The following is a 20,566-nucleotide window of genomic DNA, read 5'->3' on the forward strand; positions in this document are numbered from 1 at the left end:
AATGTCTAAAGCACCATTTCAACCTATAGTCACAAAACCTGGAAACACTTTGAATGACAAAGGTGTACAGATAAAAGGAACTAACGATTTTGGCCGTAATAGTGAGCCTGTTAAAAAACAAGTTATTAAGCCTATTATCAATAAAGGAAAAGTAACTGCTCCTGAGAAGCCTGATCAACGTTTAGTTCCATCTAAAACAGCTAAAATTTCACCCGCTGTTTTATTAAAGCTAAATACCCTTAAACCATTTATTAAAGAGCAAGAAAGCATGGATAAAGCATCTATTAACAGTATTATCGATATGCTTCTTGAAAGCTATGTAAATACTAAATTAACAACGAGACAATCTGAAGGTTATAAAGGGATGTACAAACACCTTTATGAGATGTTAGAGAAGAAATAACAAAAATAAAAATTTCTGATAGGAGTGGCACCTGTGGAGAATAAGAACAATTCATTTGTAGTAACAGTTACGCCTATTAACGACAACTCAGATAAGGAAATACAGGCACCTGCGAAAAAGAAATTTAAAAACCAACAAGGAAGTATTAAAGTTTCTAATGAATCAAAAGTAGAACTTGAAGCGCTAATGAAAATTACCAAAAAGAAATTCACTCATGAAATAATTGATTTACTTATTAATAATTATGTAGAAAAAGAATTAACTGTAGAGCAGAAAATGAAATTTAAATTACTGACTGAAATATAAAAAGAAGTATCCCTTTTTCTAATTAGGGGTACTTCTTTTTATGAGGTACCTCCAGTATTTCATAAAAAAACAACGCTAAGAGTATGCAAGATTTTATACGATTTTTCGGGTAATCCAGTAACAAACGAGAACCCGAAAACCGAGCCTTAATAGAAATGTATAAAAAGACGAATAGATTTATAGAAAATAAAAAAGTGGATTCCTTCTAAGAGTAAGGAATCCACTTTTTCCTTGCTACCGATAATAGGACGTTATGTTAACTATATATGAATATCATATTCATCCAAAATAGCCCTGATTGATGGTACAATTAAAGTCTTGGAGGGATATTATTTGGAGGGATATTATGGGGATTTATTATGTATTACTATTTCTTATATTCGGCACTGCAATATTCTTATTTTTCTTATCTAGTTCATCAAAAATTAAGGCTAAAAACCTATCATTGATAATCGTCTGTTTAGGGATAAACCTACTCATAAGTCCAGTGGCTTTTTTTATAGGCGGGATAGCTGATTATGCAGGTGTGGTGGCTAATTATGGAGCTTATGTTGCGGGTGATTCGGCAACAGCTCCTCCTCTAGTTAGTCATGTGCTTTATTTTTTAGGAGGATTTCTCTTCATTCAAGGAATACCGCTCCTCATACTACTTTTAGCTTTTTGGAAGTTTACAAGAGCAAAGAAAACAAAAAAAGTATAAAATACATAACGAATAAGTGGATGCCTTTTTAGAGGAGAATTGAACCTCTCCAATCAGGAGAAGTTTAAAATAACTTCCAATAACGAATTTTATGTAAATAAGCTGTCTATATGGACAGCTTATTTTTTTGTTGCTTAGCTTTTTTTTCGAAATGCTGACGATACCACTTTATGTTAAAAATACAATAATAAATACATCTTCCTACAAAGTAGAAAAGTAGAAATGTATACTTTTCTACTTTCGCGTAGTTTTGTAGAAATCCTTTACCAGAACCTCCACCACGGCTTCTTCTTCTCTTTCGCAGCAGCAATCTCATCCCGAAACTCCTGCATCATTCTCTTCGTTTCCTGCATCTCACGTAGTGTCTTCATAAGCGTCTCATCCCGGGCTTCCAATCGTTTTTCCACTCGTTCATTATGCGCTTCTACACTCGCTTTGATTTCCTCGTTGCTTTGCTTGGCCTGCTCACTTAAGCGTTTCTCCATCGCTAACATGCTTTGTTTCATTTCTTGCGCCATAACGCCGTACTGTTCCTGCAATTGCTGTTTAATGTGGAATGGCACTAAGTCCGTTTCCTCAGCTTCTTCTTGAATCAGATCCGGATTAACCTTCTCTATTTGCTGCGCAATCATCTTCGCTGCCTTCTCTAGCGTCATACCGTCATGCTTACTCAGTTCAATTAATTTCTCAATGACCATAATGTCACTGTCTGTGTACTGGCGTCTGCCACGATTATCTTTCTTTACTGCGAATCCTTCACGTGACAATACTTCCATGTACTTTCTAAGGGTGCTATCGGATATTCCTAGTCGTTTGTATACTTCACTAGCAGAATAAACAATTTCGTCCGTCATAACGTCACAACACCTCCTAGTGACAGTATTCCATGATGGTTAGCAAATTCCTGCATATAAAAAATCCCCATTTAGGGATTCTTTTTCTATATTAAGATTCTTACTCACATCGTAAATATTTCCTGTTATTTAATTAAATAAGAATTCACTTTTCCATTCAGGATCCTTTCTATCCTCTTCATTATAATTAAGAAGACACTCTTTCATTATTTTTGTATCTATCGGTAACCTTTTTTCTAACTTTGACCATCCTTCGAAGATCATTTTGTTTGGCAAAGGAAACACAAACCCTGTAATACAATCCCAAAAGGCATCCCAATTTTCCCCGTAAAAATCAGGAAAATCAAGCTTCTCTTTAAGAAGTAAATGCAATTCTTTTGCACTATAAATTTTGCTTACATCTATGACCATAATTGATTCCCGTTCATTACTCAATTTATACACCCCATTAACACATTAAGCTTATATTTCATCACTATTTTACAATATACCACTTATTCCTAGCCGTATATATACTTCACTAGCAGAATAAACAATTTCGTCCGTCATAGCGTCACAACACCTCCTAGTGACAATATTCCATGATGGTTAGGGAATTCCTGCAAAGAAAAAAGCTCTGATTATACAGAGCTTTTAACTTAAGTATTCTATTTCTTATGTTATTCAGTCACTAGAATTGACTTTCCTTTTCCATCTACTACTATACCACCCGTGCCTGGATTTAAACCTTTAACATAATACTTTCCGTTTTCTATCGTTAATTTAAAAACACTTCCGTCTCCAAATTCAGAATAAGCCCAACTTCCAGATATTCTTTTTTTCTCCCCTACCTTAAGTTCAATGTCGTAACTAGCTACTTCTTTCTTTACTTTACTATCAGCTAATGAATTTGATTCAAATGTAGTTGCCGAAGCTCCAATTCCTCCAGTTAATACAATACCAGTTACTAGCGTTCCTATTATTAACTTTTTAAACATAAAAAATCCCCCTTTTTATAGTTTTATAGCTTGCCACCTAATCATATTTTTAAAAATAACCATTGTAAATATATAGGATTTTTAGAAATATAAAACAGTTAATTTCGAATGTTTAGTTAAGATATGTTGTTTGTTAATAACGATAAACAGTTATTTTTATATAAAGAACAATACTTGTTAGGGACAACTAAATAGCTTTAGCAATTTCAACAAGTAATCGCATAAACAACGGTATCATTTGCACCACTATATAACCAATTCCTGCACGGCTTATTAAGGAGAATCCCCGTTCCTGGCTACCTACCATAATAAACAAACCACCGCATAGCGCTACAACGGATGCAATTAGTTAGGATACTACTTTAATCCAAAAGATAGTTAGCTCAAAACCAATTCCTTATAGTTTGTTTTATTTTTTTGAAAAAACCTCTTCATAAAAGAACATACATTCGCATATAATAAGAACTAACGTTCTGTTATTTAGGGGGAATAACGGTGTATGACTATTCAATATTGCCAAATCGAATTGTTTTATGTGTAGATCTTCGTTCGTTTTATGCCAGCGTATCGTGCATCAAAATGAGATTAGACCCACTTCATACTAAATTGGCTGTAGTTGGTGATGTGAATAGGAGTGGGTCAATTGTTTTGGCTGCAACTCCACCATTAAAAGCATTAGGTGTTAAGAAAATGGCGAGATTGTATGAGATACCACGTCGTAAAGATATCCTTGTGGTAAATCCAATTATGAGTACTTACATAAAATGTTCTAATTTCATTACTAAGTTGGCTCTACAATACGTGCCAATTGAGGATTTCCACCAATATTCCATCGATGAGTTCTTTATGGACATTACGGATAGTATTCATTTGTTTGCAAACGATCCGTATGAGTTTGCATTGAAATTCAAACGAGAGATATATGCGAAGACGCGAATTGAATGCACGATAGGAATTGGTCCAAACCCTTTAATGAGCAAGGTTGCCTTAGATGTAGAAGCGAAGAAAACGAAAGATTGCATAGCATACTGGAAGTACGAAGATGTACCCATAAAATTATGGCCAATACGACCGCTGAGTAAGTTTTGGGGGATTTCGGGTAAAACAGAAGCGAAGTTAAACCGAAAAGGGATTCATTCAATCGGAGACTTGGCACAATATCCACTCAAATACTTAAAGCAAAGCTTTGGGGTCATTGGCGAAGAACTACACTTACATAGCAACGGCATTGATTTTAGCCGCATATCAGAAAAATACGTTCCAGCAACAACTTCTATTGGTAAAAGCCAAATACTTATGCGTGATTACACCATAGAGGAATTCCCAATTATTCTACTGGAACATATCGAGGAAGTTTGTTATCGAATGCGAAGGCAAAACAAACTAGCTCAAACCATCCATTTTTCCATTAGTTACAGCAAAAATTACGCTGGTGGTTTCAGAAAAACTCACACTATGAACCGACCAACCAATTTAACAATGGATATTTACAAGATTTGTACATATTTTTTACACGAGTTTTATACTGGGGAACCCATTAGAACCATCAATGTTTCTTTAACTAACTTAATCAATGAAGGCGAAGAACAAATCTCACTATTCGATAATGTAATACAACGAGAAAAAGAAATGAAACTAACTAAAGTAATGGACGAAATACGCACTAAATTTGGTAAGAACAGCATATTACGAGGGATTTCGTATACAAATAGTGCAACAGCAAGATACAGAAACACATTGTTAGGGGGACATAAAGCATGAACAACGCTAATATGCCAAAAGGACGAGGAATGGTTAAATGGACTCCATTCGCAGCGATGCCAGAACAATTCGCAGGTATCCGTGAAATTGTTAAAGACAAGGCAAAAGTAGAACGCCCTACATTAACCCAGGAAGAACAAGAACGTATTGAGAATATGCTTTTATGTTCGCTACTTTCTGAAGAAGAAATATTGATTACATATTATGAAGATGGTTTTTTACTTACTAACTATATGACTGTCGTGGATATTGATCCGCTGAATAAATCTATAATTTGTACGGATGCATTTTACAATAATATGACGTTGAAATTTATTGATATTATTGATGCAAAATAAAAAACCGCTCACAATCGTGGCTCTTATTGTTACTTTACATACACATAAGCTTTATTTACAATTAAACAGATTTTATTTCACATAAATATTATTATACTAATCTAAAGTTTCCATATTTACATTTTTTTCTTTTTATCTCATAATTTTAATTGGGGAAAGGGAGGAAAAAAATGGTTCAAATCAAAGTAACACCTGAAATGCTAGAAGACGTCGCTAATCGTGCGAATAATACCAGAATCGCATTAGAATCTATACATAATAATCTATGTAATGAAATAGATCGTTTATGTTTTCAATGGATTGGTGCCTCTAATCAACAATTCATTCAAATGTTCAATGATGCGAGACCAAAAGCTTTTACAGCTATCAATTCAATTATACAAGTGGAAGAGGATTTGAAACGAATTGCCGAAAAATTCCGTACCACAGATGCTTCATATGACGGAAATCTTGAAGAAGGAGCAATGTGTGGTAAGTTAAATAGTGAGAAAAATGATGGATCTTTACGTGACAAGGTTTGGCATGGTCTCAAGGAAACTTATGAGGATCTTAGTAAAGTAAAAAATTCCGATGAGTCTTTATATGATAAATTTAAACATGGTATCGATGTAGCTTATAAAGATGTGAATAAAATAAAAGACACTATAGATGATGAAATCGAATCTGCTTTTGAAAAAGCTGGATTAGGTGTCCCCTATCACTTAAAAAAGGGAATGGGCGACGCTATAGGTGATGAATTATTAGGACTTGCAGATGCAGTTATCCATCCAATTGACACATTTAATAACACGATTGAAGCCGTTTCTCACCCAGTCGAGACGTTCAATGCGATAAAACAAACAATTTCTGATTCTTGGAATCGTGATGTTACCAATGGTAACTCGTATAGTGGTGCAGAATGGTATGGAAGCGCGGCTGGTCATACTATATTGGCTGTTGGACAACTATTCGTAGGAACAAAAGGCGTGGATAAAATTGCAATGTTGAACCCTGGCACAAAATTAGCTGAGATTTCACGAACTGCTAATCAAAGCATGCAAGACGCTGCATCCTTATTCAATCGTAATCGCAATGAGTTTGCTTTAGCTGGTGGAAATAATATACGCTCTGCATTTGATACACCTGATTTTAGAAAAGCTGAAGATACTATTTTATCTGCTCAAAACATAGATAGATCAACTCAATATAGTCCACGTGTATTTGATGGTGATTTAAAGCAACACGAAGACAAAGGTGGACATTTAATGGAAAAGCATGTTGAAATATCTAATGAAGCATTGGCTCAACGCTTAAAAGACGATCCCGATATCACAGGGTCTTCATCTTTTAATAATTTAGAAACAGCCCAAAAAATTGCTGATGAAGTGTTAACCAATCCTCGAAATATACGTAAAATAGAAAGATGGTTAGATGATCCCTACAGCCCGCCAACTCTAGCGTTTAGGTATAGAGGTGATGAAGTTATTGGTCGATCTATTGTAAGAGGATCTGAAAATATTTTAGAGGTAACTAATGCTAAAATTATCTTAAAAAAAGACGGACAAGGAAGTTATATTCGAACAGGATATCCCGTAAGATAGAAATTTAGGAGGATACTTATGAATGATAAAGATTATATGTATGAAGAAGTAAGTGATTTTTTAGACGGAACATTTCATCAAGATATGGGAACAGTAGAAAAAGCCTTAAATGAATTTATAGAAGAAGCTCACAAAGTGTGTATAGAAAATACTGTAAAGTACATAACTGAATTTTTAGAAAGTGATTTATCCACGCAAGAAAAAGAAGCGTTCATTGAATATTATACTGAAATTTATTTTCCTTCTTTAAAACTTAATCCTATAGAATGGCTTGAACAAACAGTTGAAACGTTAAAACAAGCATTAAAAAATCATTAGTAAAAATCGACCGCCTGTAATAGGCGGTCTTTTCTTCGTATTACATAACAAAGCCGTCCAATTAAGGGCGACTTTGTTATACATCAAACTATTCTTTTGTATAGAAGTATTTAAGCCCTTTAGCGTCTAACCATGCTGTTGCTCGATCTAGTTCATTACCTTGGCGGTAATTTGTCTCATATCTTACTAGACCTTGCTTGTCCCCGCCAGAAATGATACGAGATTCATAACCTAGAGCATCCATCATTCCTAACATCTCAGGTACTAATGCTGTCCCAAATTCATACGTAACAACTTTGTTAAATTTATTCATGCTAATCGCCACCCCTTCATTATTTACACTTGATTGAATTGTTTTGCCAACAATAACCTCAGCTACCGCTTTAGCTGCCTTGTCAAAGTTAGCGCGATATTTTTGCATATCTGTTTCATTATCGATAAAGCAAATTTCAGGAAGTAATCCAGTCTTAGTTTTATTAATCCAACCTAATTCAGTTGAAAACTTGATACCTCTGTCTTTTAATCCGAATGCATTAGCCATTGCTTTTGAAATCGCTGCCGCTAATTTTCTGTCACCATACTCCGGATGTAACCAAACTTCACAACCTGTACCTCCTGGAGTAGCGTTTAAATGAAATTGTGTGTCTACAGTGCTATCTTTCACGCGTAAATGATTGTTGGCTGCATTACTCCAAACTGCGGTTTGTGTTGTTCCAACTTCATCAGAACAATTCACATACTTCCATCCAGCTACTTGTACATATTTAGCAACTGCGTCAAGAAACCTTCTATCCTCCACATGTTCTTTCCCATAAATGCTATTTGCACCTTGTACGATAGAGTTGTGACCACCTGAACCAGCTAATTTACCCATTATTCAACATCTCCTTTTTGATTATCTTCATGATCAGACCAAATACCTAAAGCAATACCAACAGTAAATAAATAAGGTGCCAGCTCATCTAAGAAACTCTTAGCTTCCGGCACACCAAACTTTGTAAATAAAAATCCAAGCAAAGAAAAAACCGCCAACCATGTTTTCCAGTTGCGGAATCGTTTTTTGATATTTTCTTTCGACATATTACATGCCACCTTTCATTAGTAATCCAATTAGCGCTGTTACAATCGCCCCAATGATAATACGTAGTATCCATGTAGTATTGGCACTAATCTTTTCAAGCTGTTTATTGATATTTACAATGTCCTTCTCATTGACAGTAGTGCGTGTTTCTAAGCTACGAATGTCACGCTGCATATCCTTTTGATCTGATTTAATCTGGAGGATCTCTTGCTTTAAATCTTGAATTTCTTGCATTGGTTCATCTCCTTTTAGGCAATAAAAAAAGACCAGATAATTACACCTGCTCTGTGTTCTCTAAATTCGCTATTCTACTATTTAAATCATCAATTTGTTCTCCCAAATCCGGAATGACTTGCTTAATTTTATTAATTTCATGTTCATAATCTGGTGTAGCTTGTATAGGTGCTGCAAATGCTATTGGCGCTTCTGTTTCATCAAGAGTTGGTGGCTTCTGATTTTTGATATCCTCGAGTTCTTTCTGAATATCAGCTAATTGTTGTTTTATTTTTTCTAACTCTGAAGGTTCTTCTGGTTTTGGTTCTTCTGTTTTCGGTTCAACAGTTTTAACCCATTTACCGTCTTTAAATACTGGATCATAGATTAAATCTGGACAAACTTCTAAAGTGCAATTTGCAGGAATGTCAGGCTCATAACCTATAATAACATCTTCCTCATATGGCACTTTAATAGTTTCGTACTCTACATGTTCCATTACACAATCAGGACAATCATACTTACTGATTGGAAAATCCTCATCCTCTTGAGCAGGCTCATAAGTACCGTCCTCAATGGATTGATGAAGTTCACAAAGTTTCTCTTCTATGACAATTTCTTTTGGTTCTTCTCGGAAGAAAGTTTGTTTCTCATAAATCGGTTTCTCTTCAATCGGAATCATCACAGTAAATTTACCTTCCTCGTTATAACAATAACCGTAGTATTTTGCCATATATTCCCCTCCTTAGTTGCAGACATAAGTAGCTAATATTCTATATCTCTTACCCGCTATATCTAGGTGTATTTCTCCGTTGAACCTTATAAGGACCCTAGAAGGGGTACCATCTGTAGCAATTGCATCAAATGTATAAGAATCTACTGGTGTCATATCTGATGGTAAAGTTGTTACAATTGCACTAGTTGAACCCGCGTTTCTCATAAGATCAAGACTTAATGTCACGGTGTTTCCTCTACGAGTAGCTAATTGCGGATTAGAACTACCTGCTGTAGCATCAGCTGTCAAGGTTAGAGCAACTCGTCCATCTTTTGCTTTGGTGACAATATCATCATAGTTAGCCATCCTCACCCACGGAGTCCAGCCATTAGTATCCCGTTTTCTTCGTACAAACCGTTCATTCAGAGTAGCATTGAGATAGGTAGCTTCCTGCATAACATATCCCGCTACACTATGTTGTTGAACTTGTACATAGAATACACCCGACGAGTATGGAGCATTTAGTAATGCATTACCTACGTAGTATCCGGAGGTCTCAATAGTATTCAAATCTGTACCAGTAGTTAAACTGATAGATCGTCCGCTAGGTTGTACAAAATTAGGATATATATCGGATTTTTTTACGAGGTTCGTCTCCCCAGTGATATCTGTAGGGTTAGTAAAAATAAGCCTTGAACCATTCCATGATAGGAAGGTCTTGCTGTTTCCTCTATCCCAAATATCAAGTCCTCCACCCGTTTTAGGAAACATTAGGATGTCTGTACCAACGTCACCTTTAAAGTTAATACGAGATAGTTTATCCATAACGAGGTTACCCGTCATAGTACCACCTGTTTTTGGTAATGCACCATCCGCTTTCGCACCAGCTGCAATAATCCCATCAATATCTATACCTTCAAGCTTCTTACCCGCTTCAATAGCTTTTTGGATTACTGGAAATTCATTTGTAGACTTCATCGCATCGTCAGACATTATCGATTCATCTACTGTAAATGCAAATTTACAGGTTTCAATTACTTTGTTATTTGGGAAAGTGAACCTCAATTGTGCAATGACATTACCATAGGCAATCAGAGTTTGTGTACTTAAAACAACATAGTACTTACCCTGCATTTGATTTACGTTCTGTACATCTTGGAATACCCGCTTACAATCTGGCTTTAAAAACGCAATTTGCACGCTTGTCGCTGATGAAAAATCTGTTACTACTTTGTCGTGAGTAACATTGATTAATAGTTTGGCAGAGTTTAAATCATTCTGGTAAAACCGGATGAGCTTTAGTTCCTCTTCTTTTATATTGAAAACCTTGTGTTGCATCGTATCAATTGTTATTTCTCTTATTTTAAGTATTTCTGCCAAATCGACTCACCTCTTTTATTGTTGTGATACTTGCATTGCTTGTTGCTGTAAGTTAGTTAAACAATCAGAGCATACATTTAAAGCGCCTAGCTTATGCAAGTGAGCATTCTTTTTGCACAACTCACAAAATGTATCTGTTTTACGTAAATAAACCTGGTCATGATCTGAGAAAATCTCAACTACATCACCAGGTTTAACGCCAATATCGGCTAATTTATCTAACGGTACTTTTACTGTCCCATCTTCAGAAATCGTTACTGTTACTCCTAAGTATTGATATGTCATAAATACCTCCTATATTGAAATGTTCATAAATGCCCATCCGTTTGTACCTATATGAAGATAAGCGCCCCATCCTTTACTTCCATTCATGTATTTGATAGTTCCTAAGGCGTCAGGACCGCCACCAGCAATATTTACTCCTTGTGTACTTACTTGAGTATTAAACGAAACTGCCCCACTAGTATTGAAGGTTATTCCGTTTGTTCCTCTTACAAATAAACGATCTCCTGATAAAATGTCCATATTACCAGAAGCATCTAAACGGATAAGGCTTGCAAAAGTACTTACTTGTCGAAATGAACGAAAATCTATACCCATTTCACCCGTAATTGTTGTCTTGTTGTCTCCATATAGAAGGGCATCTCCACTTGAATAAAGATTTATTTTGCTTGGATAGTACGGGTCATCCGTAGATGTTACTCCTTTAACTACCCCCATACTTGCCGCATAAGAAGTTCCTAGATTTTGTTGCGAAATTGCAAATGTTCCATCAGAAAACCTACTAGTATTAACATTCTCATGAAGCAAAATTGTAGGTTGCATTCTTCCATCTTTATTCCAGTAGTACCCGAAATACATTCTTGTTAAATTCGATTCCATTAAGCGTATAAATTGTTTTTCGATATGAACGTAGTTAGATCCACTATCAGTGCGCAGTGTAGAACCTTTAATTTCTCCTGCTAAAATCCGTTCTGCCACAATACCTCTGCCTGTAATCGCGTTCCTAAAGGTCATTCCGCCATCAGTGCTTACACCTAATCCGGCACTATTCAAAACTACAACATAATTGGGATTATTCTTATCCTTCGCAATTAACCCTTGTGGTGTGATATCTAGTTCACTAGTTACGCCTAAAATCATACTAGTGACATTTGCAACTTCTACTGCCATCGCATTGATTGGGAGCTTTTCTCTCCCCTCTATCAAATCATTAATTGTTTTAGTGGCATGATCTAAATTAGACTGATACCTTTTGGTAATGTCTTGATTCCCAAAGGTCAATTGAACATCCAGTATATTCCCGCGCCAATCACGTAATACACTCCGATTTACAACACGTACTTCAGCATCCAATCCAATTCTTTCATCAATAAGAAATACCCGATCACCAAGTCCGCTCTGAGCAATCGGGTATTTCTGTTTCGTTAAATTGTGTATATCAGCAGTTACACTAATTTTTAAACTCTCGTTCACAATCTTTTTTAAACCGCTATCCATTGTTGCAGATAATTTTATACGACCGTCTTTTAAAGGTGGAGCATGACGTACACCAATTCCAGGAATACTGGCAAGCGGTGATGTATACTCACGGATCAATTTAGCGCCTTGCCATCCATCTTCTTCTGTGAAATCGCCATAACCTTTAGCGTGTGTCCAAAATCCTGATGCATCAACTTCTTGAACTATATTAGAAGCATTCAATCTATGGCGGTACATGACGTTTAAGTCAACTCCGATTTGCGGTTCAATGGTTACAACCTTGCCGAGCACCTTAAATTCTGCCCCATAACGATTCAATGCATCTTTAAACATTTCAAGTCGGGTAGACCCACCACCAAATCCTTCCCATTGTAACGAGTTGTAACTTCCGTTTAATTGATAAACATATCCACTTCCATTAAAAATGGTTGCAAAACAGGCATTCGCAGTAAAAGATTGATTATATTCTTCATACACACGGCCACTGTCGAAGTCATCATAAAATTTTGGTACCGCTTTTATCTCAGCAGTTAACGTTTGCCCTTCTCCCTGTTTCTTCAGGTAAACAACTTTGTATTCCGTTTCATTATCATCGACTAAAGTCCACATTTCTGAGAGTCTATTAAGAAATGTCAAATTCACTTTATTGGGTGATATCTTTGCAGAAAACACACAATTCCCATTTAATTCTTCTTCAATTAAATAAGTTGTTTGTGTGATATACTCTATATTTTCTAAATCACGTACATACATATCAATTCACCTCACTTGTAGTAAAACCTAAAATCGAATTCTATTGTTGCTGAGGTGCAATTAAACACTTCTAAGGTATTCCACCCTGGTACAAGCTCAATGAAATCCTTCTTTGTATTCCTTAAAAAAGATAACCCGTTCCTACCTATATTCGGACCTGAGTAAATAATGGTGTCTGTAATATATAAAGCTGATGTTATTGTTGCAGTGCTAAGGTTTGTATGATTCTTAAGCATAAATCCTGCTGTACTACCTGCTACATCACTAATTGTTATTTTTAATTCTTGTTCAAAAGGATGAACTGGAATGTTACCAGGATTAAAAATTTGAAATCGTTGACCTGCTATGGCTTTGTGTTTATATATCCTTGACGCAGGATCACTGATAATTCCCATCCCTGTTCCCCATAATCCACTCCCTGGATTAACTCCATCACGTTGAATATCTGATGACTTGCCAATCGATTCAGCAAATGGTAAGTCTGCTGTTTCAAATTCTAATTCACCAAATCCATATTTGAGTTGCTGATTTATATCGAATGTAGACGAGATATTTACTTTATATCGTTTGCCACTAACAATCAGATTCTCTCCATTTTGATACTCTAATCGTCGTAATTCACGAATATAGAAAGGTTCTGTACTTAGTATCATTTCAAATAGTTTATCTCGCGTTATTGCTACATCTAATAAATCCTGCGCTTTAAAATAAAAGGGTACGGTTATAGTCCGTACCCCATAAGTAGATCCTGTGCTAATTCTTCCGCTTGCTCCCTCTACATCTATATAGGTAGGACGCATTTCAATCGATCCCACACGAAAGTCTTGTGCCTGGACGTTTATGTCAGATAGTTTCATAGTTTGTCCATTTATTCTTGTGATTTGTACGTCCATTAGAAATACCTCCTTACTGTGTTTTCGACCGCATTCCCTTCATTTACATGAGGTCGTACAATACGTCCTACTGTTTCACCTTCCATAACAACCTGTAGATTATCTAATTTGTCACCTAGATTTTTAACTGCAGCTGCCACTAATCTAGTATCATTTTGACTTGTGACATTATCTGATTGAGAGTTAACCATTGCTTGTTGCCCAAAATCTGATGATGAATTAACACCTGATACATATGATGGTGCTTTGTAACTTCCTGAAATAGAAGGAATTACAGGTGCCACTACATCACCTGGGAGAATATCGCCCATCTGAATTGAATCTGTCAAACTTGAAAACCCATCTTTAACAGCCGATGCCATGTCTAATGCAGTACGCACAAGAGGATTTATCATACTATCCATTCCCTGATCTAAACCTTGACCTACGTAAACCCCTATATCCCTCATCACACGTGAAGGAGAATGAATACGGAAAAATCCAGTAATAGTATCTTTTATAGAACGACCAATATTAAACACCTGATCTATCAGTTTATTGGCGTAACTATAAATACCATTAATCATTCCGGATATTATTTGCTGACCAATTGTGAAAAAGTAGCCTACAAAACGTTGGACTGTATTTACTGCTTGTCCTAGTACCCAACCAATCGTTGAAACCACACTGTTCATTTTGCTCTGTATTCCGCCTATAATAGCATCCCAAATTCCAACAAAGAAATTTTTGAACATACCGCCCCAACTTTGTGCTAGACGGGTTATAGTTTCTAGTTTTGAACCAAAAAATACATATAAATCTGCAAGAGCATCATTCCAAACTTCCTTTATATCTCCCCAAAATTTACCGAATAACCGACCTATATCATCACCGAATTTACCAAGCCACTTCAGGACTTTCCCAACACCCCATAATTGCAGGTAACCCCAAATCGCTTCTAGTGCTCCGAACCAAATTTCCTTAACCCCTTCCCAAACTCCAGCCCAATCGCCAGTAAAAAGGGAAGAAAAAACTTTTACGATTCCGAGTATAACTCTTAGAATTCCTTGTATAAAATCACGTATCGCTTCTAGCGTTCCAATCACAATTCCCTTAATAATAGGCCACGCAAATTGGAAAACCGCAACTATAATCGGCATTACCGATTTTATTATTTCACTCGCTACGGACCAACAATCGGAAAAGGCTTGTTTTATCTGGCTACCGTTTTCTAGCCAAAACTGGGCTATTTGGGTTCCAATCGCAGTCATGAAGGACCAGATTTCGCTTAAAAATTCGCTTATTGCCTGCTTGATAGACGATACAGTATTAACAACTGTTGTAATTGTTGCCTGATTCATTCCTAACGATTTTAATAATGCTGTTCCGTTTTCTTCATCACCTGCGAACAACGCAAAAATGCCTTGCATGAATACTGCAAAGCCTGAAAAAACTTGTTTAATTGTTTCAATTACCCCTCGAACTGTTTCACCAAATGATATGATCGCTCTAGTATTCTCTGGTGACATTCCTAGTGAAGTGAGCATACTAACTGCACCATCACTATTTCCTTGTAAAACTTGCCAAAACGCTTTAAAAACGGTTATCACGTTATTTATTGCGTTCCTAAATGGTTCAATATTTTTATAAGCATAAGTAAATCCTAAAGCTAAACCTGTTATTGCAGCTGCTAGCGCCCATGCTACGGGACTTGCCATAGCTAACACCATTACTGCTGGTTTAATAATCATCCATAAAGCAGCAAACGCCGCCCTATACCCTTTTAATAATCCCATTCCTGCACCTAATGGCAGCAATAGGAGTGTTAAGGCTGGAACTAACATCATTGTCCCTTGGATGAATTTTGCTAAAGTAGGATGGGCTTCATTAAATGCGATGACCATTTTTGCCATGGTGTTAACAAAATTATAAATAGGTATCATTAAAGCAGCAAACGCATCCCTCATTGGCTGTAACGCTTCAGTAAGTGACTCCATCATGTCTTTATATGCTTTTGCGTATTTAGGGTTCATCTCCATATTAGCTTTATGCAATTTTCCATAAAACATAACTGCTCCAGCACCAACGACTAAAAATGCTTGTCCCATTCCCATAACAGATTGATTAATAATACGAATTTGATCATTTAACTGCTTCATATTCGCAGTAGGCCCAAGAAATTCTATAGCTAACTGCGCAGCGCTACTTCTATTCGCCAATCGTTCCATTGCATTTGTTGCTGCTAAAGCACCTCTAGAAACGTTATATAATGGATTTCCCATACGTTGTAAGTTACCCTGTAGTTTACTTGATGTTGTAGACATATTGTTCAACATGCCGATGGTTTGCAAAATACTGGCTTGTTTCATTCTGTCTAGTTTCATAATTTCATCATTCGCTGCTTTTTCTGCCTTACCAATTCTGTTAACTTGAGCAATTAAATCCTGGGCGCTACCAGAGTATGTTGCCATGCTCATAGCAGCATCTAAATAAGCGAGTTTAGTTCGTTTTAGTTCTTCAATATGAGGCTTCATAGCTTCTCGTTGTTCGTATTTCATCTGCCTTAATCGACGACTATATTCACTGTTAGCATCTCCCATATTTTCAATACTACGCCGATATTGTCTGGAGCTTCGACTGGTTGATGTGACAAAATCGTTCATTTCACGACGCATCTGTTGAATTTCACGACGCATTTGATCCGTTTCCGCCCTAAACTGAACAACCAATTCTTCTTGTGTAGCCAAATCTCTCCCTCCTTTCTAATTGAAGTTGAGATTTTGTAAGAACTGCATATGTTCTTGCGCTTTTTGCATTTTTTCTTCAATAGTTAACTCTTGATTATTTTCTCCATTCAATTTATTACGGTCGAATAAATCAGTTGATTTCAATTTCTTTTTAGGATCGTGATGATAGGCAACACGCATCATAAGCGCAAACACGCTATTTGTTTGCAACTCATCAAGGTGTTGCTCATTCCGACCTATCATCATATTTTCAAATTCACGAGGGGTAAGTTCCATAACCTCGTTAGGCAATAATTTTAAATATCTAAAACCATCTTGCTGGATTTTATCTAGGTCCTCGCGGGTAAATTCTCTTACTCTTCGATCTTCCCGAACATTTCCTCTACCATTTCCATCATCTCTGGATTCTCCGCTGCTTCTGGATTCTTCGCTAGATACTGCTTCTTCATTTGTTTTCTCAACTTTTTTGTTGTCTTTTGGTAAAAAGTACTTTCTGCTACCACCTCATTTAAAAGTTCTTCAATAAACTCTTGAGAGATTTTCCCCTCTTCAAATTGTTTTTCGATGTTCTCCATAACTTTATCGCGTGTAAATCCTTCTTTTGTATGCATTAATCCAAAGTAGATCGCATCAACAAACAACTCTAAATCTCCTTGCATACAAGCCATTACAACTTCGTTTGAACCGCCTTCGTATTTTTTATTTAGTTCATAGATGTTTCCAAAAGTTAGTTTCAATTCATATTCTTTTTTATCGATTTCAAAACGCATATATATCAATCTCCTTTTAATTGGATGTTATTTTCAAATTTAAAAAGAGCGGCAAAAACCGCTCTTTACTGACCTGCACCTTTAGGAATTGTAGTAAGTGTTTCTGTCCTTACAGATCCGGATAATTTTACTTCAACTGAATAAGAAACAAATTCACCGTTAGATGAAGAACGTTCAAAAGATGTAATCATATAGCTACCAGATTCTGCTTCTTTCGTTCTCATATTAATTTCATAAATCTCCATATATTCACCATTTCTAATGGCAGCTTTAACAGCTGGATAATATGGATCTCCTTCTGCTAACGTACAAGAGAATGAACGAGTTTCTTTTCTTTTTCCATAATCGGAATATGATCTATCTTTAGACTCTGCTTCAATTTCATCAGCCTCAATATTATGAGAGTCTTCGGTTTGGTCAAATGGTCTAACTAATATGGATTGATTGGTTTGATCCTTGATTTTAGCAGCGATAATAAACTCATCACCACGGTACATTTTGTTCTTAACTGTTCCAGCTGTTTCAGCCATATATTTCACGCTCCTTAATTTACATAAGCTTGTTGGTATTCAAAAATCATTGTTAATTGCGCAGAACCAACTCCACTTGGAGCAGTTGTTACTCTCCGAAAATAAATCGTATCAATCGATTCACTACCATCCTCATTTCGAAGATGTACTGTGTAACCGTTGCTTCTAATTTTATTAGCGACCTTTTCTGCTTCTTGCATCGCCTTATCTGTCGTTGCATTAAAAAACCTTACTACCATCGTATATAGTAAGGTGTAATGATCTTTTGAAGTTTTATCATCATTTATAGATAAAATCGGATAATATACCGATGGAATAATTAGTTCTTCTGGAACTTGATCATGATAAGCAAATATATTAGTAGGTAAACTGTCATATACAAAAGCTTTCATAGAGCCATGTATTTGCTCATACATAATTATCTCGCTCCATTCTGTACCCATTGCTTAAATTGGCGGTCAAATGAACGTTGGAACATGCGCTCATATATCGCTACTGCATTATCCCAATACGGACGGCCCTCTATGAATTTTGCAGTAAGCATCATGCCAGTAGGTGCATGCGGATCATATTCAAAATTATGTCCTTCCCATCTACCAGGAACAAATCTTCTTACCTGCTGCCAGCCATCATTTTGTAATTTTGCATAGCTTAAGTTGCTACCAATCTCTAATGTTAATCCACCATCAGATGAGCGCCACACGTTTCCATCTCCGCCCTTATCAAACGAGTTTAGCAGTCTTCTTGTATCCACAACCGCTAATGAAATGATTTGATTTTGCACCTCTTCTAGAAATTGAAAACCGCTAGCTTCAAGCCATAAAGCAACGTTCCGATCTAATCCGTTTGCCATGCGATTCAACTTTGCACTGAACTCACGGAATCCCCTAGTCGTTATTTGGCTAGCCATGGCTCACTCTTCCTCTCTGCAATGGCTTTTATATGTGAAACCTCACCAGTGTGTGGATTCTTTACTGGAAAGGGATTGCGTATATAATAAGTGACATTCGTATCTTTTTTGATTGCTTTGTCATTATGCTTAACATCAGCATCCGGCATAAACAATACTCGGATTTCTTGACTGTTTAATTGGTTTGGTACTGATTGTATAGAGGCAGTTGTACCTTCTATAAAGTAGCAGCTTTGTTCTGCTATATCTGGAGTATCCTTGTATGAATACACATCTTCTCCTGGTTGCCCATACTTACCTGGCTTTGTTTCCTTCTGCAAATGGTAAATATCACATTCATGGACCATCATCCCTTGCAAAGACATTAAATAGTCCTCATTTTGAATGTGATTTTATTTTTCCCTTTATAATCCATAAACTTTTGCAAAAGGTATAATACAGAAGGTTTTGTGATGCCGGAACTATCCTTTGTATAAGAATAGTCACCACTACCAATACTTTCAGACTTAATACCCTTCATTGCAGTTGTATCAGCGTTTGTATAAGCGTAATACTGTGCCAATTTCTTACACGCTAACTTCACTTCTGCTGGAACCCCAGGATATTTCGTCTTATCACTAAAATCTATTTTAGAGAGATTATAAATCTCTGTATCTGCTTCAAGTATGTCTTGCTCCAATAGAGGAACAGGACGATTCTTTACTTCGGGTAGTACAGTGTAATCAATCAATTGTTGAGGAGTAATAAGTGCCATACTTATCACTCCTCTCCTTTAGATTTACTACTTTCTTTCCGAACTTCAAATTGTTCATTACCATTTAGATAATCATAGGTTTTCTTTGTAACCTTCTCTTCTTGGTCCAATAAAAAAAGACGTTCATGGACGTCATATGTTTTACCAACAATTAATTTAACGTAATAATTCAAAAGTCATCACTCCTTAACTTTGATAACTTTTGCAACTGCATCTTCCTCTTCGAACTTCACATCAACCTTCGCAGTTAAAACAATAATGAATTTACGAGCACGAATATCCTTATCTACCTCAATTCGAATATTACGGCTCATACCTGTCACAATATTTTTAGGTGGCGTTAATAAAATATCAGATACAGTATTTTCTCCATCATTATATGGTTGTAACATAGCAATCCCCTCTACTGGAACGCCATAAGCAGAAGCTAAACCACCTTGAAGTGAAACATCCCCTAAGTTAGTTTGTCGCATCGCTACTTGGTCTTTCCATTCAATTTCTAAACCATGCGATGTGTAAAACTTCCAGTCCTTAGGGTTACGTAGGTACTTAGCAGGAACAGCTTTATAAGCCTTCTTAAATACATCTTTAGTAAATGTACCTGCAGCACAATCTACAACATGCGAAGTTGCTTGTTTGCGAAGCCCATCTAATAAAGCTAAATATGAATCTGTAGACGCTATATCACCATTCAGAATTAGCTCTTCGATATCTAATGCAGCACGATCTGCTATCATCTGCATGATAGTATTTTGAAGATTACCGCCCTCAATATTGTTTTCCAATGTATCATAAGTAATATGCACTTCTGCAATTACTTCTTTAGCATTTAACGTAATTGTGCTAGTTGATGGAGCAGAGCGATCAGAATCTTTTAAAGGTACACCTTCAACACCAGGGCGAAGAATACGGGAACCAAAGCCGATTTTTTCAATTTTAAGTGTGTCTGAAGCCATTTGAACAAAACGTGAGTCCTTTAGAATAGTAGGAGAATTTTGTACCATACGTAAGAATGTATCAGCTTGTTCAGGATTCATTAAACCACCACTAGCTAATGTGGCAAGAGTAACGTCCGCTTTTTCAATAATTGTTTTGTTATTAAGTGTCATATATATTTTCCTC

The 20,566-nt window shown here is 36.3% G+C and carries 28 protein-coding genes and 1 pseudogene; 7 read left to right on the plus strand and 22 right to left on the minus strand.

From position 1 onward, the window contains the following. Position 1 precedes the first annotated feature (1 nt). From COL05_RS13015 to COL05_RS13025, 3 genes are all read left to right on the plus strand, one after another. Entirely contained in the window at positions 2–403 is a 402-nt protein-coding gene (locus COL05_RS13015) for a hypothetical protein (protein WP_000030444.1), read from the plus strand. Between the two features lie 33 nt (positions 404–436). Beyond that, positions 437–709, plus strand: a complete 273-nt coding sequence (locus tag COL05_RS13020; protein ID WP_098668906.1) for a hypothetical protein — start codon at positions 437–439, stop codon at positions 707–709. Between the two features lie 346 nt (positions 710–1,055). Beyond that, entirely contained in the window at positions 1,056–1,409 is a 354-nt protein-coding gene (locus COL05_RS13025) for a hypothetical protein (protein WP_098668907.1), read from the plus strand. A gap of 263 nt (positions 1,410–1,672) precedes the next feature. On the opposite strand, the gene COL05_RS13030 is transcribed toward COL05_RS13025, so the two are convergent. The 4 genes and pseudogenes from COL05_RS13030 to COL05_RS32320 form a co-directional block, all read right to left on the minus strand. Further along, positions 1,673–2,263 carry a DUF3967 domain-containing protein gene (locus COL05_RS13030; RefSeq protein ID WP_098668908.1) on the minus strand — a complete coding sequence of 197 codons (591 nt, stop codon included), beginning with the start codon at positions 2,261–2,263 and terminating at the stop codon, positions 1,673–1,675. Positions 2,264–2,392: 129 nt separating this feature from the next. Beyond that, complete coding sequence (locus tag COL05_RS13035; protein WP_098668909.1) at positions 2,393–2,698, minus strand: barstar family protein; 306 nt, start codon at positions 2,696–2,698, stop codon at positions 2,393–2,395. A gap of 224 nt (positions 2,699–2,922) precedes the next feature. Beyond that, on the minus strand, positions 2,923–3,240 hold the full coding sequence (locus COL05_RS13040) for a hypothetical protein (protein ID WP_098668910.1): 318 nt from the start codon (positions 3,238–3,240) through the stop codon (positions 2,923–2,925). Between the two features lie 187 nt (positions 3,241–3,427). Beyond that, positions 3,428–3,628, minus strand: a pseudogene (locus COL05_RS32320) (hypothetical protein); the annotation flags it as partial. A 107-nt stretch (positions 3,629–3,735) separates the two neighbouring features. Here COL05_RS32320 and COL05_RS13045 point away from each other — a divergent pair. The 4 genes from COL05_RS13045 (at position 3,736) to COL05_RS13060 (ending at position 7,237) form a co-directional block, all read left to right on the plus strand. Beyond that, complete coding sequence (locus tag COL05_RS13045) at positions 3,736–5,001, plus strand: Y-family DNA polymerase (RefSeq protein WP_098668911.1); 1,266 nt, start codon at positions 3,736–3,738, stop codon at positions 4,999–5,001. Then, positions 4,998–5,339 (plus strand): YolD-like family protein, encoded by a 342-nt coding sequence (locus COL05_RS13050; RefSeq protein ID WP_098668912.1) that lies wholly within the window; start codon positions 4,998–5,000, stop codon positions 5,337–5,339. Before COL05_RS13045 ends, COL05_RS13050 begins: the two co-directional genes overlap by 4 nt. Before the next feature lie 170 nt (positions 5,340–5,509). Next, entirely contained in the window at positions 5,510–6,919 is a 1,410-nt protein-coding gene (locus tag COL05_RS13055) for a WXG100 family type VII secretion target (RefSeq protein ID WP_098668941.1), read from the plus strand. Positions 6,920–6,937: 18 nt separating this feature from the next. Continuing rightward, positions 6,938–7,237 (plus strand): contact-dependent growth inhibition system immunity protein, encoded by a 300-nt coding sequence (locus tag COL05_RS13060; protein WP_098668913.1) that lies wholly within the window; start codon positions 6,938–6,940, stop codon positions 7,235–7,237. Positions 7,238–7,325: 88 nt separating this feature from the next. Here COL05_RS13060 and COL05_RS13065 read toward each other — a convergent pair whose 3' ends face one another. The 18 genes from COL05_RS13065 to COL05_RS13150 all read right to left on the minus strand — a co-directional run bounded on the left by COL05_RS13065 (position 7,326) and on the right by COL05_RS13150 (position 20,553). Next, positions 7,326–8,111, minus strand: a complete 786-nt coding sequence (locus COL05_RS13065) for an N-acetylmuramoyl-L-alanine amidase (RefSeq protein WP_098668914.1) — start codon at positions 8,109–8,111, stop codon at positions 7,326–7,328. Then, positions 8,111–8,317: a hypothetical protein gene (locus tag COL05_RS13070; RefSeq protein WP_098668915.1), complete on the minus strand. Its 207-nt coding sequence runs from the start codon at positions 8,315–8,317 to the stop codon at positions 8,111–8,113. Before COL05_RS13070 ends, COL05_RS13065 begins: the two co-directional genes overlap by 1 nt. Position 8,318: 1 nt before the next feature. Beyond that, positions 8,319–8,552, minus strand: coding sequence for a hemolysin XhlA family protein (locus COL05_RS13075; RefSeq protein ID WP_087996047.1), 234 nt, complete (start codon positions 8,550–8,552; stop codon positions 8,319–8,321). A gap of 40 nt (positions 8,553–8,592) precedes the next feature. After that, complete coding sequence (locus COL05_RS13080; RefSeq protein ID WP_098668916.1) at positions 8,593–9,264, minus strand: hypothetical protein; 672 nt, start codon at positions 9,262–9,264, stop codon at positions 8,593–8,595. 12 nt (positions 9,265–9,276) lie between these two features. Next, the gene (locus COL05_RS13085; RefSeq protein WP_257152568.1) at positions 9,277–10,626 is read right to left on the minus strand and encodes a BppU family phage baseplate upper protein; all 1,350 of its coding nucleotides are present in this window, start codon (positions 10,624–10,626) and stop codon (positions 9,277–9,279) included. 15 nt (positions 10,627–10,641) lie between these two features. Beyond that, a complete protein-coding gene (locus tag COL05_RS13090) occupies positions 10,642–10,911 on the minus strand; it encodes an AbrB/MazE/SpoVT family DNA-binding domain-containing protein (protein WP_098668917.1) in 270 nt (89 codons plus the stop codon). A 9-nt stretch (positions 10,912–10,920) separates the two neighbouring features. Further along, positions 10,921–12,861: a phage tail protein gene (locus tag COL05_RS13095; RefSeq protein ID WP_098668918.1), complete on the minus strand. Its 1,941-nt coding sequence runs from the start codon at positions 12,859–12,861 to the stop codon at positions 10,921–10,923. A gap of 11 nt (positions 12,862–12,872) precedes the next feature. Then, entirely contained in the window at positions 12,873–13,754 is an 882-nt protein-coding gene (locus COL05_RS13100) for a phage tail domain-containing protein (RefSeq protein WP_098668919.1), read from the minus strand. Further along, on the minus strand, positions 13,754–16,480 hold the full coding sequence (locus COL05_RS13105) for a phage tail protein (protein ID WP_098668920.1): 2,727 nt from the start codon (positions 16,478–16,480) through the stop codon (positions 13,754–13,756). The genes COL05_RS13100 and COL05_RS13105 overlap by 1 nt, the downstream gene beginning before the upstream one ends. Positions 16,481–16,495: 15 nt before the next feature. After that, positions 16,496–16,756 carry a hypothetical protein gene (locus COL05_RS13110; protein ID WP_098668921.1) on the minus strand — a complete coding sequence of 87 codons (261 nt, stop codon included), beginning with the start codon at positions 16,754–16,756 and terminating at the stop codon, positions 16,496–16,498. 77 nt (positions 16,757–16,833) lie between these two features. Next, positions 16,834–17,250: a tail assembly chaperone gene (locus COL05_RS13115; RefSeq protein WP_001985784.1), complete on the minus strand. Its 417-nt coding sequence runs from the start codon at positions 17,248–17,250 to the stop codon at positions 16,834–16,836. 65 nt (positions 17,251–17,315) lie between these two features. Beyond that, the gene (locus COL05_RS13120) at positions 17,316–17,780 is read right to left on the minus strand and encodes a phage major tail protein, TP901-1 family (protein WP_098668922.1); all 465 of its coding nucleotides are present in this window, start codon (positions 17,778–17,780) and stop codon (positions 17,316–17,318) included. A 14-nt stretch (positions 17,781–17,794) separates the two neighbouring features. Continuing rightward, entirely contained in the window at positions 17,795–18,196 is a 402-nt protein-coding gene (locus tag COL05_RS13125) for a phage tail terminator family protein (protein ID WP_098668923.1), read from the minus strand. Positions 18,197–18,198: 2 nt separating this feature from the next. Next, positions 18,199–18,690: an HK97 gp10 family phage protein gene (locus COL05_RS13130; protein ID WP_098201923.1), complete on the minus strand. Its 492-nt coding sequence runs from the start codon at positions 18,688–18,690 to the stop codon at positions 18,199–18,201. Beyond that, entirely contained in the window at positions 18,675–19,055 is a 381-nt protein-coding gene (locus COL05_RS13135; protein WP_098668924.1) for a DUF3599 family protein, read from the minus strand. Before COL05_RS13135 ends, COL05_RS13130 begins: the two co-directional genes overlap by 16 nt. Next, positions 19,055–19,444: a protein YqbG gene (gene yqbG, locus COL05_RS13140; protein ID WP_098668925.1), complete on the minus strand. Its 390-nt coding sequence runs from the start codon at positions 19,442–19,444 to the stop codon at positions 19,055–19,057. Before yqbG ends, COL05_RS13135 begins: the two co-directional genes overlap by 1 nt. A gap of 5 nt (positions 19,445–19,449) precedes the next feature. Beyond that, the gene (locus COL05_RS13145; RefSeq protein WP_098668926.1) at positions 19,450–19,617 is read right to left on the minus strand and encodes a YqbF domain-containing protein; all 168 of its coding nucleotides are present in this window, start codon (positions 19,615–19,617) and stop codon (positions 19,450–19,452) included. Positions 19,618–19,623: 6 nt separating this feature from the next. Next, a complete protein-coding gene (locus COL05_RS13150; RefSeq protein WP_098573746.1) occupies positions 19,624–20,553 on the minus strand; it encodes a phage major capsid protein in 930 nt (309 codons plus the stop codon). Positions 20,554–20,566: the final 13 nt, after the last annotated feature.

Origin of the sequence: Bacillus sp. AFS059628, from assembly GCF_002571225.1 — a bacterium.
Classification (GTDB): Bacteria; Bacillota; Bacilli; order Bacillales; family Bacillaceae_G; genus Bacillus_A.

Bases quoted from the DNA above. Each gene is read 5' to 3' on its own strand.
- COL05_RS13015 (WP_000030444.1), top strand. From the start codon at position 2: ATGTCTAAAGCACCATTTCAACCTATAGTCACAAAACCTGGAAACACT.
- COL05_RS13025 (WP_098668907.1), top strand. From the start codon at position 1,056: ATGGGGATTTATTATGTATTACTATTTCTTATATTCGGCACTGCAATA.
- COL05_RS13030 (WP_098668908.1), bottom strand. From the start codon at position 2,263: ATGACGGACGAAATTGTTTATTCTGCTAGTGAAGTATACAAACGACTA.
- COL05_RS13040 (WP_098668910.1), bottom strand. From the start codon at position 3,240: ATGTTTAAAAAGTTAATAATAGGAACGCTAGTAACTGGTATTGTATTA.
- COL05_RS13050 (WP_098668912.1), top strand. From the start codon at position 4,998: ATGAACAACGCTAATATGCCAAAAGGACGAGGAATGGTTAAATGGACT.
- COL05_RS13055 (WP_098668941.1), top strand. From the start codon at position 5,510: ATGGTTCAAATCAAAGTAACACCTGAAATGCTAGAAGACGTCGCTAAT.
- COL05_RS13060 (WP_098668913.1), top strand. From the start codon at position 6,938: ATGAATGATAAAGATTATATGTATGAAGAAGTAAGTGATTTTTTAGAC.
- COL05_RS13065 (WP_098668914.1), bottom strand. From the start codon at position 8,111: ATGGGTAAATTAGCTGGTTCAGGTGGTCACAACTCTATCGTACAAGGT.
- COL05_RS13070 (WP_098668915.1), bottom strand. From the start codon at position 8,317: ATGTCGAAAGAAAATATCAAAAAACGATTCCGCAACTGGAAAACATGG.
- COL05_RS13075 (WP_087996047.1), bottom strand. From the start codon at position 8,552: ATGCAAGAAATTCAAGATTTAAAGCAAGAGATCCTCCAGATTAAATCA.
- COL05_RS13080 (WP_098668916.1), bottom strand. From the start codon at position 9,264: ATGGCAAAATACTACGGTTATTGTTATAACGAGGAAGGTAAATTTACT.
- COL05_RS13090 (WP_098668917.1), bottom strand. From the start codon at position 10,911: ATGACATATCAATACTTAGGAGTAACAGTAACGATTTCTGAAGATGGG.
- COL05_RS13095 (WP_098668918.1), bottom strand. From the start codon at position 12,861: ATGTATGTACGTGATTTAGAAAATATAGAGTATATCACACAAACAACT.
- COL05_RS13100 (WP_098668919.1), bottom strand. From the start codon at position 13,754: ATGGACGTACAAATCACAAGAATAAATGGACAAACTATGAAACTATCT.
- COL05_RS13110 (WP_098668921.1), bottom strand. From the start codon at position 16,756: ATGGAACTTACCCCTCGTGAATTTGAAAATATGATGATAGGTCGGAAT.
- COL05_RS13115 (WP_001985784.1), bottom strand. From the start codon at position 17,250: ATGCGTTTTGAAATCGATAAAAAAGAATATGAATTGAAACTAACTTTT.
- COL05_RS13120 (WP_098668922.1), bottom strand. From the start codon at position 17,780: ATGGCTGAAACAGCTGGAACAGTTAAGAACAAAATGTACCGTGGTGAT.
- COL05_RS13125 (WP_098668923.1), bottom strand. From the start codon at position 18,196: ATGTATGAGCAAATACATGGCTCTATGAAAGCTTTTGTATATGACAGT.
- COL05_RS13130 (WP_098201923.1), bottom strand. From the start codon at position 18,690: ATGGCTAGCCAAATAACGACTAGGGGATTCCGTGAGTTCAGTGCAAAG.
- COL05_RS13135 (WP_098668924.1), bottom strand. From the start codon at position 19,055: ATGTCTTTGCAAGGGATGATGGTCCATGAATGTGATATTTACCATTTG.
- yqbG (WP_098668925.1), bottom strand. From the start codon at position 19,444: ATGGCACTTATTACTCCTCAACAATTGATTGATTACACTGTACTACCC.
- COL05_RS13150 (WP_098573746.1), bottom strand. From the start codon at position 20,553: ATGACACTTAATAACAAAACAATTATTGAAAAAGCGGACGTTACTCTT.